We start from the raw sequence: 13,147 nt of genomic DNA, 5'->3' as shown, positions 1-13,147 counted from the left end.
GCACCACGATCGGGCCGTCGACCGGCCAGCCTCAGACCCTGTCGCACATCTCGCGATAGCCGCAGCTCGAGCAGGTCCGAGCCGCCTCGGACTCAGGGACCATCGGGAAAGCCGCGGGGTCTCCCTTCGAGGCGTCGGCATCGAAATGAACGGCCTTCATCTCGTTCAGGGACGCCTCGATCGTGGCCAGCGCTCGCTGGAGCACGTCCTCGGTCACATGGACCTCCACCAAAGATCCATCGCCGAGGTAGACATCGACCGCCGTCGTCCGGAGCGGGTCTACGCCCCAGTGCTCCTTTGCATAGAAAGCATAAACTTCCAGCTGAAACCGATCCGCGTCCCTGGGCGCGCCGGTCTTCCAGTCGATGATCTGGACCGCGGTGGCGCCGCCCGCATCGGCCGTCGCCTGCCGATCCACGAAGGCGAAGTCCGGCACCGCGAAGATCTTCGTATCGAAGAGTTCGAACGTGCTCATCTCCTCGCAGGCCAGCCAGTCCCCTGGCTGCACATCGCGGCACTGGGCGAGCTCGGGGGCCCCGAAGAACGTCCGCAGACACTCGGTGATCCGGTCGACGTAGCGCTTCCCGTACTTCGCCGCCTCACCGCTCGGCTCGTCGATCCGGGCCTCGTGATAGTGATGCTCCGCGAGCCTCACCGACTTCGCAGGCTTCGCTTTCCACCCACCGTCTCGGGATTCCTTGTACCCGCGGCGAAGCTCCGTCACCGCCCACTGGATCGCGTCGTCCGCGCCCCAGGTCTGACCCTGATCCCGTCGCGCGTAGTACTCCGCGATCGCGCGGTGAACGACGTCACCCGCGAACATCGGCATGCGGGTCATCTTCTTCAGGAGGTACGCCTTGCGCCGCTCCGGATCGGCGTTACGCCCCCACCCGAGCCACGAGAGATAGTAGTCGTGGTAGTACTTCCGGCGGCAGGAATCGAACGTCCGCGCGCGCGACGTCGACCAGGAGAGCTCGTGAACGATGGCCATGGACCAAGGGTCCGTGGCCGCGCTCTGGATTGCAAGCAGAAGACCGACGAGATCCGCTCGCGGGCTCCTTCAGGACGCCTCGCGCAGGCTCAGCTCGCCCTTGTCGCAGAGGAGCCTCCGCCCCTCCTCCCCCTCTTGGGTCAGGAGCTCCACCGGCCCCTTCCACATGCGCCCGACCGTGCGCAAGAGCACACCCGCTTCGTCCAGCTTGAGGTCGCGGCCATCGTGTTCGTGTCGCAGCACGAGCGCCCCCGACGATCCGGCTGCTGGTGCGGACTCCATGCGGATTCGCGGAAGCCCGCCCCAGGCGAGACTCGACAGAAGCCTTCCCTTGATCTCGTCCGCGTCGCGGCTCCCGATCACGGGCTTGCGCCCCGGACCCGAACCGGGCTCCATCGCGAACAGCTTCGATCGACGAACGAAGGCCTCGTCGACGACGGCGTCGATGAACGACACGTCGTTGTGCACGGCGCGCAGGCGGAAGATGTCGAGTCCCTGCTCTTCCGCGTGCCGGAACAGATCGATCCCCAGCTTGTAGGGATTGAGCTGGCCAGGTGCCGACGCGGTCGCGCCGGCATGGCAGTCCGCGAACTCGATCACCTCGGAGGCGTCGAGCAGACCGCCGGTCAGGAGCCGGCTGTGCCAGAACGAAGCCCAGCCCTCGTTGATGATCTTCGTCATGCGCTGGGGCGCAAAGTACTCGGCCTCGTAGGCTGCGATCCTCAGGATGTCGCGCTGCCAGGCCTCGACCTCCGCGAACTCAGCCAGGTAGCCAAGCACGTCGAAAGGCGAACCTACGGCTTGCTGCTGCTCGGGAGGATCCGGTAGAGGCTCCTCTCCCTGGAGCGCATTCAGACGATCGCGGCTAGCTCGCGCGAGCGCACCCTGGCCCGAGCGATGCCCGCCGGCGACGTCGGGCATGCCGCCCGAACTCTGCCTGGCCCGCATCCGTCGCTGCGCTCCGTAGGGATCGATGAGCGTATCGAGGGACAGCGCCGCGTCGAGGAACTCCTCCACGCGGTCCTGGCCGAGTCGCGCGGAGTGCTCTTTGATGCATCGCGCGTGCTGCTCGAACCGCTGGATCATCCGCCGGTCCGTCGGCGCGAACCACGCGCTGTTGCGGAAGAAGTCCGCGTGCCCGTAGACGTGCGCCATCACGAGCTTCTGCTCCATGAAGCTGTTGGAGCGCACGAGATAGGCGATCGTTGGATCGTGGTTGATGACGAGCTCGTAGATCTTGGAGAGGCCCCACTCGTGCCCGCGAGCGAGGCACTCGTACTCCATGCCGAAGCGCCAAGACGGATAGCGCGTCGGGAAGCCGCCATAGGCCGCCAGCGCGTTCACGTCGACGGCGTCGAGCATCTCGAAAACGACGTCGAAGAAGGTCAGCCCGGCGGCCGTTGCCACCGTTTCGGCCAGTTCGGCCGCCTCCAAGAGGCGCGGTGAAAGGGTAGGACCACGTACCATCGCCTTCTCTACCTTCCCTGCCCGAGGAAGCGCTTGATCGCAGCGGGGATGCCGCCGCGATCGCTCACCGAAGCCGTCACGATCCGCTCGTCCGCACCGAAGGGCCCGTCGAGCTCTTTCTTGAACTGCCCCGATCCGTAGGCGCTCTTCACCTGGCCGTAGCAAAACTGATTCACGCGCGGCAGGAGTTCGTCGCGGATCAGCTCGATGCAGCGCTCGGTGTCGCGCGAACTCCAGTTGTCGCCGTCCGAGTAGTGGAACGGATAGATGTTGTAGTTCTCCGGCGAGTACCTCGTCTTGATCAGCTCGAGGCAGAGCTCGTACGCCGACGAGATCTTCGTGCCGCCGGACTCCCGGAGGTGAAAGAACGTGTCCTGGTCGACGACCTTCGCCTCTGCGTCGTGCACGATGTACACGACCTCGATCGACTTGTACTGGCTGCGAAGCCACGTATCGATCCAGAAGGCCTCGATGCGGACGATGTCCTTCTGCTCGGCTCCCATCGAGCCGGAGACGTCCATCATGTGGAAGATGACCGCCGACGAATCCGGACGGGGCGACGGCTTGCGCGCGCGAAACCGCTCGTCGTCGCGAATCGGCACCACGACCGGGTCGGCGGGGTCGAACTCGCCCGACGCAATCGTGCGCACCAGCGCACGGCGGAACGTCCTGCGGAAGTGGCGGAGCGAGCCCGGGCCCTCGTTGCGGATGCCGTTCCAGCGGCCCGCGTTCGTCTCGATCGTTTTGTGGCCGCGGGGCTGAATCCTGGGCAGCTCCAGCTCCTCGCCCATCATTCGCGCCAGCTCTTCCAGCTCGACCTCGACCTCCAGGACGTGCTCACCAGTGAGTTCGCCGGCTTCTCCGGCCCCCTGGCCCTGGCCGTCGCCGTCGCCCTTCTGCCCCACCTCGTCGCCTTCGCCCCCGTCACCTTGACCGACGCCGCCCTCGTTGGAGCCGAAGCGAAACCTCGGGAGTTCGACCGCGGGCACAGGGATGGACACGGTCTCCCCTCCCTGCCGCCCCATGAGCTCCGTCGTGGCCATGTACTTCGTCAGGTCACGGCGCACCCGGCCGCGCACCACCTCCTTGAAGCGAGCGCGGTCAGCCTCCATTCGGTAGATCTGGCCACCCATGTGCGTGCTCCGGAAGGCGGCCTACGCCGCCTCGCCCTCTCCCTTGCCAGACCCACCGGACGGGCCGCCAGGATCGCTGCGCGCGAAGAGGCTCGCGACGTCCTGGAGAACCAGCGTGGCCGACGCCTCGTCGTAGCCGAAGCGCTCGCAGAGCCTGTCCCGGATCACCGCGATCTTCTCCTCCGTGGCGGGATCGATCACCGAGGACACGAGGTTCGTCAGCTGGATCGAGTCTTTCTGATCGTCGAAGAGCTTGAGCTCGAGCGCGCGCCGCAGGCGCCGGTTCTCCCGGTAGTCGAATTGCCCGCCGTCCAAGTGGACGGCGGCGATGTAATTCATCAGCTCGTGCCGGAAATCGTCCTTGCGGGACTCCGGAATGTCGGTGCGCTGCTCGATGCTCCGCATGAGGCGCTCGTCCGGCTCGACGACGTCGCCGCGCCCGGTCTGGACCTTCGACCGCGACGTGTAGGCGCGGACGTTATCGAGGTACTTCGCGCAGAGCCGATCGAGCGCGGCGCCGTCCGAAGCGATGGCGGACTCCACTTCCTCACGGATCCTCTCGTCGTAGGCGTCGCGGCAAACGGCCACCAGCTCCAGGTAGCGCTTGCGCTGCTCCTCGCTGGCCACCATCGAGTGGACGCCCAGCCCTTTCTCGATCGAATCGAGCACCTCACGGGGACCGACCGACGCGCGATCCTCCACGAGGCAGCTCGCGATCCGGTCCTGGACGAAGCGCGGACTGATGCCATCGAGGCCCTCGCGGGGCGCCGAACCGCGAATCTCCTCGATCTGGGCCTGCGTGAAACCCGAGACCTCGTCACCGTCGTACAGCCGCGCCTTCTGCAGTCGCGTCAGCGTCGGATGCTGCGGATCTTCGAGCCGGGTGAGCACGGCCCACAGGGAGGCCATCTCCAGGGAATGCGGCGCCAGACGGCGTGCACGTGAACCCAGGGCGCCGAAACGCCGACGGTGGATCGCTGCTTCATCGCTGATGCGCAGGTTGTAGGGCACATCGATCCGGATGGTGCGGTCGCGGAACGCTTCCATCAGCTCGTTGCTCTGGAGCTTTCGGTACTCGGGCTCGTTCGTGTGACCGAGGATGACCTCGTCGATGCTCGTCGCCTGGAACTTCTTGGGCTTGATCGAATGCTCTTGCGTGGCCCCGAGCAGGTCGTAGAGGAAGGCGACGTCGAGCTTGAGCACCTCGATGAACTCGATGAGCCCGCGGTTGGCGACGTTGAACTCGCCGTCGAAGTTGAAGGCCCGCGGATCGCTGTCCGAACCGTATTCGGCGATCTTCCGGTAGTTCAGGTCGCCGGTCAACTCGGTGCTGTCCTGGTTCTTCTCGTCCTTGGGCTGGAACGTGCCGATGCCCAGCCTGCGGGCTTCCGAGAAGACGAAGCGGCGAACGCGGACGTGGCTCACGGCCTTCGACCAGTCCCCGTCATAGCGCTGGAGCAAAGCATTCATCCAGAACTGTGACACGGGATCCAGATCGCCTTCGATGCAGAGGCGGTAGCCCGTCTGACCGTCGCGGTTCAGCCGCTGCTCCACGGCGCGTCGCGCGGCCTCGTCGAGCAGCAGGAGAGGATCCTGGTTCATCGGCGACGGAATGACCTCGCCGTCGATCTCCCAGTCGAACGTGTAGACCGCCCCCGCGTCGGTGCGGGTGTACGCCTCGAGGCCGCGTTTCAAGAGCCTTGCGATCGTGCTCTTCGCCGATCCCACAGGGCCGTGCAGCAGGAGAAGCCGGCGCTCCGGACCGAGCCCACGCGCGCCCGCTCGAATCGTCATCACGAGCTGATGCAGGGAAGCATCGAGCCCGAACACCGCGTCGGAGCCAAGGGCGACCGAGCCATCGCCTGCATCGTCGTCCCCCGTCCTTCGGGCCGAGAACGGATCGTCGAAGATCCGCCAGCGCTCCACCCTGTCGGTCGGCCTCTCACCCGCGGACTCCCCGGGCCTCGACCCGTGGGACTCGATCATGTCGCTCAGCCGCTGCCACGCATTCCGCGCGTTCCTCGGATCGCGCTGCACGAGCCCGAGGTAGTCCTCGAACGACCCGCTCCATCTCAGCTCCTCGGGCGGCGCGCTCGCGACGGTCCGACGCACGATCTCCGTCAGGGAATCGACCTCGCCATGGGGCTGGAACTCAGTCGGCTGGAACTCAGTCATCGGAGCAGGGGGCTGGAGTCTTCGGCGACCAGATAGGAAGCGTCGCCCGAATGTCCTAGCGAGATCCAGGAGCGGAACGAACGGTGCCCGTGCAGCGACGGCGGGAACGCACCCGAACCGGGACGATCGCCGCGACCACATCTACCTCTTCGGCCGAAGGGCCCTTCATCCCTGAACGAGACTCGAACGTACGGCGAATTCCCGGGGCCGGACGGGTCAGCGCGGGCTACTGGCCCTCAAGGTCGCGTGCTGGGCCTGGGGCGATGTGGCCTTCAGCTCGACCATGAGCATGGCGGCCGTCGAGGCCTTCACGGGGCTCCCCGGGCTCCCGGAGAAGAACAGCCGGACGCGGCGTCCGCCCTGGCGCTGGGCGCCCTCCAGGAGAACTCCCTGGTTCCGGAGGGGCAGCAGCTCCATCGGATGCTCTACCGACTCCAGATTTTCCGCCGCAGCGGCAGTCCACCTCAGCTCCGAGTCGATCGGTGATGCGTTCAACAGGACGGCGCCGTCGCCGCCTGGCCCCATGCCGCGCCGCGTGACCGTCACTTCCAGCGACCAGTTGGTGCTCCCGAGTCGGGTCCAAACCGGGCTCTCGATCGCGAGTTCCGCGCAGGCGCTGAGCCCTCGCGTGATCGCTTCGAGGCTCTGTTCCGCCGTGCAGCCCTGGACGCCGAAGCGAAGGACCTCGCTACAGAACGCTTCCAGGCTCCCGGCGGCGAAGCCCTGCTGGGTACCGACGGGAATCCTCGACTCCGACCCCGGGCCGACGACGAGCAGTCCAGCACACTCGGGAGTCGTGTTGAGCCAGGCCGTCAGGGCCCGCACTCCCGGGTGGCTCCCCGGGTAGGGTCCGGCCATCTCAGGCGCCTTCCGAACGGCCTCCTCCCACCGAACCGGGAAGTTCCTTCGGGGGTCGCCCACCCTCAGGCCTGGCTTTCGTTTCGCAGCACCGGAATCTCCCGCTGCGACGCAGACCGGAAGCAGGATGGCGCGCGTTTGGAGAAGTTCGGCCAGCGTCCGGCCCGAGGCGTCGCTGGCGTCAGCGCTCACGCGACCGGGAAACGCAGCGGCCTCGACGAGTTCCTGAGCAAACCTGCGTGGCTCCCGGAGGCCGGACAGCTGATACGCCTCTGAAGCCTCAGCGCAGCTGAGGAAACCATCGGGCATCACCAGAACCGCGGGTCCCGCGGCGGATCCGATCCGAAGGATACCGACGGTGCCATGGTCGTCCCACAGTCGCCGCTGTGGATCCTTCGTCCCCAGCGATTGCCCCAAGGGACTCTGGTAGGTCACGTCGCAGCCGGACGCCGACGCCAGGTCCGCCGCGAATGAACGCCAGCGTGCGTCGAGCTCCAGAGCCACGCCGTCCCTCGCTTCACCCGCCCACGTCGGCAGGCCGCCGGCGCCGCCCGGCAAGACGCCCGCGAACGAGGCTCCCACGAGAATGACTCCCACGAGAACGGATGCGCTCTCGAGGGCGGCTCGGCACCCGCTTCGAAGGCTGGACATCACGACCGCACCTCACGGATGACCATGGGAGACGTCGCAGCCCGCGCGCGGATACGGACGGTGGCTCCTGGTTTGACCTGGATCATCCAGCGCAGCGTGCGGGACGATTCGGAAGGCCCGAGCTTCTGAAACCTGGTCGACATCGAACCGGCCACGAGGCTCGCGGGATCAACGCGGTCCAGCTCGACCGTGACCTCACCCGCGCCCTTTCGATGGGTGAGGTCCGTGCCGAGACCGCCTCGGTTGGTCACCCGCGCGTCGATCTGCACGAGGTCTCCCATGCGCTCGACGCTCAAGATCTCCAGCTCCAGCCGGGGCAGACCGGCGACGAGTTCGTACACGAACCGCGGCAGACCCTCGATCGCGCCCTGCAGGCAATCCGCCGGTGGGTTGTAGCGCGTCCGCGGCTCCCAGCCGCCGACCCAGCCCACGCGACCCTGGCCGAGGTCGACCGGGTGCCAATCCTGGAACCCCGCCCCCCCTCGAATGTCATCGAGCCAGAAGGCCCATGCGGCATCGCTGTCACAAAGGGGGCGACCCGCGTCGAGCGCCTCTTTCGAACGGTCGAGAGCACCGGACCCGGTGCCGCCGCGATGGAGGCGCGGCGCGAAGGGCCTGCCGTCGACACCGACGACGGCAGGCCCCCACACAGCGACGTCCATGGCCACGCAAGGCAGCACGGAGACGATCCAGTCCACCGCCCGACCGGAAGGTGGCTCCGCCACGTTCGATGAACAGCCGATGCGCCCCGTCGTTCTCTCGAATGCCAGGCGGATCCTGTGCTCCGCATCCGAGGAGGCTCCGCCCTCGACCGAATCCGCAGAGGGACGTCCGAAGTCGACGCCGCCGCCCGCGCCCGCGAAGGAAACGCAGAGCACCACGTTCTCTCGCAGCGCTAGATCCGCGAAGCGGCGCGGCACGCCCTCCGACATCGGCCACGGACCGCGGCCCGGGGCGTCGGCGGACGACCCCCAGCCGACGGGAAAGTGCGCGTTGAAGTTCACGCCGCCCAGGCCGTCCTCGTTGAAGAGTCCGTCCCGGTCGTCGTCCCGACCTTCGCGGGTCAAGGTGTACCTCGGTGCATCCCCTGGCCTCGCGGGCACGAGGAAACGGTGGTCCTCGGCGAAGCACCACTTTCCGTGCTCCGGGTCGGGTACGGCCATATCCAGGATCAACCCGTCGCCGTCGAGGTCATCAGGACCGTCCTCGGCAAAGGATCCATCGCCGTCGTCGTCCGTCGGCGCCATGCTCCGTCCGCTCCAGTCGATGCCCTCGTGCGTCCGAGACAGCGCGTCCGGCGAGGCCCACGGCACGACCACGAACGACAGGTCCGACGCGAGATGATCGATCCCTGCCAGCAGCCCATGCGCGCTCCACAGCGCCGCCTCGCAGCCAGCCTGACTCCGGCCATCGATCCCCCCGACTATCAACACCGTCCGCGTCTCGATCGAGAGGCCCGAGGACTCCTCCGGCCTGCGACTGGAGAATCGAAACGCCGGCACGCTGCGCCCTTCCCGGGACTCCCCCAGATCGATGGACTCCACGCGGGGATCCGCTGCGACCCAGGCGTCGACAAGGAGACAGATCTCCTGGTAGTCGTGATAGTCGCGCTTCGGCTTCTGGAAGCTCGTCGCCGCAGGATCCAGCCCGCCGTCACCCATCTGCGCCCGTCCCTCGGGCGCGATCCCGAGAAGCCACGAAGCCAGAAGCGCAGCACCGCAGAGCTTCCGGGTACGAGACTTCCGCGCACCCATCGAGCGCGGCAGTGGCAGAGAGAAGGAGTTCATGGATCACCGAGAGCCGGCGAGCCGGCATTACGATTTCCTAACTCTTCGAGGCTTCTGCTCCCGCGCCTTGAACCGTTCGACGGGAGCGAACCCTATCGGGACGCCGCGAGACGACTTCGAGACAGCGTCGAGGCGACGGGGTGGTCGCCGCCTGCGGACCCGTGCCTCGGATGTCTACGAATGGGACGCAGAGTCCGCCGATGCGGTCACCGTCTCTGAACCGGACTCACTTTCAGCAACGGAATCCGTCAGCGCGTCCGCCTCGGCCAGCTCGCGGGCCCGCTGACTCGGGATCTCCTTGATGGGCTCCCCGGTTTCGGGGTCGCGATCAGCCGACCTCGCTGGAGATTCCGAGGCAGCCTCGGAGGAAGCTGCGCTGCCTGCACCCCCGTCGCCTTCCTTGGGCCGCTTCGCGGTGCCGATGGTCTCGGGGACGAACTCGTCGATCTCGTCGAGTTCCACGGACACGAACCGGGACACGCCCTTGACCTGCATCGTGACGCCGTAGAGCGCCTGCGACGCCGCCATGGTGCCCTTGTTGTGGGTCACGACGATGAACTGCGTGGTCTCACGGAAGCCGTCGAGCATGCCGAGGAAACGATCCACGTTCGCGTCGTCCAGCGCCGCGTCGACCTCGTCGAGCACGCAGAAGGGGCTGGGTCGAGCCTCGAAGACAGCGAACAGGAGCGCGAGCGCCGTCATCGTCCGCTGGCCGCCCGAAAGCAGTCCGATCGCCAGCAGCTCGCGCCCCGGCGGCCGCGCCACGATCTCGACGCCCGCGTCGAGAACGTCGACGCCCTCTTCGAGGCGCACGTCAGCCTTGCCGCCGCCGAACAGCAGTCGGAAGATCCGCTGGAAGTTCGCGCGGACCTCTTCGAACGTGTCGACGAACAGGCGGCGACTCTCCTCGTCGATGGTCTTGATCGTGTCGAGCAGCGTCTTGCGCGCCTCGGCGAGGTCGGCGGACTGTGTCTCCAGGTGATCGAGTCGGCCACCGACCTCCTCGAGTTCGTGGACAGCCTCGACGTTGACGGGACCGAGGCGATCGAGCTCCGATTTGACCGAAGCCACGTGCTTCTCGAGGGCCTTGAGTTCCTCCGATGAACCGAGTTCTTCCTCCAGCGCCACGAAGGCTTCCCGCAAATCGTGCTCGGCGAGCTCCAGCTCCTCCATCGCACGACCGACGATCTCCTGGCGAGCAAGGTCCGCCTTCTGCGCCTCCAGACGATGCTTCCCGAGCAGCTCGCCGTGGCTATCGAGCTCCGACTGGACGGCCTCGGCCGCTCGTCGCGTCTCGGAGATCCGCGCCGCACCGGAGCGCTCCCGCTCGCGCAGCGATTCGATCGTATCGTCGAGTTCCTGGCGCGCGATGCCGAGCGTCTCCGCCTCGACCACGATGCCCTCGACCTCGACGCGGCCTTCCTGCGCGCTGTTCTCGTAGGTGACGGCGCGCGTTCCGGAGCGTTCGATCTCCGAGCGCGTCTCGACGAGCAGCCGCTCCAGGCTGGTGATGCGCTGCTCCAGGCCCGAGAGCTCGGCCTTCGCGGAGCTGAGCTCCACCTGGGCCTTGGCTTCTTCGCGCTGGAGATCCTCGCGCTCGGTCTCGAGCTGGCGACGGCCTTTCTCCATCTGCTCCAGGCGTTCGTTCTCGGCCTCGAACGCATCGCCCGCCCGGGTCTTCGCCTCGACGGCCGACTCCAGCTCGGACTTCATCCGTGCGACGTCCGCCTCGGCCTTTCCGCGCTCGTCCGCATGGGACGCCATCGCCGATGCCAGATCCTTCAGTCGAGCGCGCGCCGCGGACAGCGACGCCTCCGCCTCGGACTGCGCCTTGCGAGCCGCCTCGCGCTCCTGTGCCTGGACCTTCAGGATCTCCGCCAGGCGCGAAATTCGCATCTGCGCGGCCTCGATCGCGTCGTCATCCGCCGCGATCGCGTCGTTCAGGTCCTCGATCCGATGCTCCAGGTCGGCGGCGCTGGAGCGGCGCCCGACGAAACCGTGGGCCACGTCGCGGTAGCCGCCGACGATGCCCGCCGAGTCGACGAGTTCGCCGCGCGGCGTGACGAAGCGCCAGCCCGGCTCGCGACCGACGAGATCGAGCGCGATGTCGAGGCTCGACACGACGACCACGTCGCAGAAGAGCGCGTGTACCAGCGGCCGCATCGACTCTTCGCAGCGAACGAGATCACCGAGGCGGCCCTCGACGCCCGCGCCGAAGCGCGCGAAGAGCGCGTAGTCCGAAGGCGGCGGGCAGTCCGGGGCTCCGACGCCAGGAGGGATCACCACGCCGACCTGCCCGACTTCCTCGGACGCGCACCAGTCGACGATGCGGCGAGCCGCGTGGGCGTCGCTCGCCACGAGCGCATGGGCGCGATCCCCGAGCACGGCGTCGATCGCGCGCGCGAGGCGCACGTCGGCCTTGAGGTGATCCGCGACGAGGCCCAGCAGCTCTTCCTTGCGGCACGGACCGTCGCCCGTCTCCGCGGCTTCGAGCACCCGACGCGCTCCGCCGGAGAGATCCTCGAGTTCGCGCTCACGATCGAGCAGGGCCTCGACGCGGCTCTGATGGCCCGCGCGCAGCACCTCGCGCTCGGCGCGAGCCCTGCGGCGCTCCTCGAGGCTCTCGTCGACGGAAGCGCGCTCTTCGCGCGTCGCCTCGAGGGCCTGGTCGGCCTCCAGCACGTTCTCCGCCAGAAGACCGAGGCCCTCCTCGGCGATGGTCACGGAGTCCTGGACCTCGGCGATCTGCGCCTCGGCCGCGGTGAAGCGCTGAACCACGCGCTCCAGGCGCTCCTCGCTCGGCGGCAGCGCCTCGGTCAGGTGAACGACCCGGTTCTCGGCCGCCGTACGCTCGTGCAGCGTCGCCAGCACCCGATCGTTCTGGGCCTGGACCTCCTGGCGCAGGTCCTTGTACGTCCTGTTCAGCTCGCGGAACTGCTGCCCGAGCCCCTGGGCGCGCTCCTCGGCCTGGATCGCGCGCTCTCGGATCGCCTCGACGTCCGCGCCGAGCGTGCTCAGCTCGTCCTCGCGCTCCTGCAGCTGCGCTTCCAGCGCGGCCGCCCGCTCGCTCTCCTCCGAGGCGCTCGCGGCCCAGCTCGCAATCCGCATCGCCAGCTGACTCTTGCGCTCCTCCAGGGCCCGCAGGTCGCCGGAGATCCTCGACGCTTCGTCGCCGATGGAGCTCAGCTGCTCGACGACCTCGCTGCGCTCGGCCTCGCGCTCTTCGATCAGCCCTTCGCACTCGGCGCGCTGCTCGCGGAGTTCCCCGAGGCCGGCCTCCAGCTCGGCGATCATCGGTCCGAGCCCGTCCAGCGTGCGGTCGTAGCCGACCAGTCGATGGCTCAGGAGCCGGGTGCGCTCACGCGTCCACTCCTCCTTGGCCACCACGTACTTCTCTGCCTTGCCCGCCTGGATCTTGAGGGAGCGCACGCGACTGCGCAGCTCACCCATCACGTCCTCGAGGCGCTCGACGTCCTGCTCGCAGCGATTGAGCCGGAGCTCGGTCTCGTGGCGACGCTGGCGATAGCGACTGATGCCCGCCGCCTCCTCGAAGATCGCGCGGCGCTGTGCCGGGTTGGCCGAGAGCACCGCGTCGATCCGGCCCTGCTCCAGCACCGAATAGCCACGGCTTCCGAGGCCCGTGTCGAAGAGGAGATCCTTGACGTCTTTCAGGCGAACTCGCTGACCGTCGATCAGGTACTCACCCTCACCGCTGGCGTACAGCCGGCGGGAGATCGCGACCTCAGGGCCGCGCTCGGGCAGGACGTTGGCCCCGTTGTCGAGAATCATCGTGACCTCGGCCGTGCCCATCGCGGGGCGGCTCGCCGAGCCCTTGAAGATGACGTCCGTCATCCCCGAGCCGCGCATCGAGGTCGGACGGGTCTCGCCCAGGACCCAGCGCACGGCGTCCACGACGTTGCTCTTGCCGCATCCGTTCGGACCCACGATCCCCGTCAGGGTCGTCTGACCGAAGTCCATCACCGTTCGATCGGCGAAGGACTTGAAGCCGAAGAGTTCTAGGCGTTTGAGGCGCATGGGGCGACCGAGGAGGCAGGGCTCGAGCGGAACGATGGAGGCCGGATCAG

The 13,147-nt window shown here is 67.7% G+C and carries 7 protein-coding genes; all 7 read right to left on the bottom strand.

Annotated elements, in window-relative coordinates; genetic code table 11:
* Positions 1–31: 31 nt before the first annotated feature.
* The 7 genes from Poly30_RS11870 to smc all read right to left on the bottom strand — a co-directional run bounded on the left by Poly30_RS11870 (position 32) and on the right by smc (position 13,097).
* Positions 32–991 (bottom strand): PD-(D/E)XK nuclease family protein, encoded by a 960-nt coding sequence (locus Poly30_RS11870; protein WP_145197515.1) that lies wholly within the window; start codon positions 989–991, stop codon positions 32–34.
* A gap of 69 nt (positions 992–1,060) precedes the next feature.
* Positions 1,061–2,458, bottom strand: coding sequence for a SpoVR family protein (locus Poly30_RS11865; RefSeq protein WP_145197513.1), 1,398 nt, complete (start codon positions 2,456–2,458; stop codon positions 1,061–1,063).
* A gap of 8 nt (positions 2,459–2,466) precedes the next feature.
* Positions 2,467–3,591 (bottom strand): DUF444 family protein, encoded by a 1,125-nt coding sequence (locus Poly30_RS11860; RefSeq protein WP_145197511.1) that lies wholly within the window; start codon positions 3,589–3,591, stop codon positions 2,467–2,469.
* Positions 3,592–3,612: 21 nt separating this feature from the next.
* Complete coding sequence (locus Poly30_RS11855) at positions 3,613–5,766, bottom strand: PrkA family serine protein kinase (protein ID WP_145197509.1); 2,154 nt, start codon at positions 5,764–5,766, stop codon at positions 3,613–3,615.
* Positions 5,767–5,982: 216 nt separating this feature from the next.
* Complete coding sequence (locus tag Poly30_RS11850; protein WP_145197507.1) at positions 5,983–7,275, bottom strand: hypothetical protein; 1,293 nt, start codon at positions 7,273–7,275, stop codon at positions 5,983–5,985.
* Complete coding sequence (locus Poly30_RS11845; RefSeq protein ID WP_145197505.1) at positions 7,275–9,062, bottom strand: M14 family zinc carboxypeptidase; 1,788 nt, start codon at positions 9,060–9,062, stop codon at positions 7,275–7,277. The genes Poly30_RS11850 and Poly30_RS11845 overlap by 1 nt, the downstream gene beginning before the upstream one ends.
* A 174-nt stretch (positions 9,063–9,236) precedes the next feature.
* Positions 9,237–13,097 carry a chromosome segregation protein SMC gene (gene smc, locus Poly30_RS11840; protein WP_145197503.1) on the bottom strand — a complete coding sequence of 1,287 codons (3,861 nt, stop codon included), beginning with the start codon at positions 13,095–13,097 and terminating at the stop codon, positions 9,237–9,239.
* Between the last annotated feature and the right edge of the window lie 50 nt (positions 13,098–13,147).

It is taken from the genome of Saltatorellus ferox (assembly GCA_007751475.1).
In the GTDB taxonomy this organism is placed as follows: domain Bacteria; phylum Planctomycetota; class UBA1135; order UBA1135.
This window is presented reverse-complemented; position numbering and strand designations above follow the sequence as displayed.

Excerpts from the sequence above, each read along its gene's own strand:
- smc (WP_145197503.1), bottom strand. The coding sequence starts at position 13,097 with ATGCGCCTCAAACGCCTAGAACTCTTCGGCTTCAAGTCCTTCGCCGAT.
- Poly30_RS11865 (WP_145197513.1), bottom strand. The coding sequence starts at position 2,458 with ATGGTACGTGGTCCTACCCTTTCACCGCGCCTCTTGGAGGCGGCCGAA.
- Poly30_RS11845 (WP_145197505.1), bottom strand. The coding sequence starts at position 9,062 with ATGAACTCCTTCTCTCTGCCACTGCCGCGCTCGATGGGTGCGCGGAAG.
- Poly30_RS11855 (WP_145197509.1), bottom strand. The coding sequence starts at position 5,766 with ATGACTGAGTTCCAGCCGACTGAGTTCCAGCCCCATGGCGAGGTCGAT.
- Poly30_RS11860 (WP_145197511.1), bottom strand. The coding sequence starts at position 3,591 with ATGGGTGGCCAGATCTACCGAATGGAGGCTGACCGCGCTCGCTTCAAG.
- Poly30_RS11870 (WP_145197515.1), bottom strand. The coding sequence starts at position 991 with ATGGCCATCGTTCACGAGCTCTCCTGGTCGACGTCGCGCGCGCGGACG.
- Poly30_RS11850 (WP_145197507.1), bottom strand. The coding sequence starts at position 7,275 with ATGTCCAGCCTTCGAAGCGGGTGCCGAGCCGCCCTCGAGAGCGCATCC.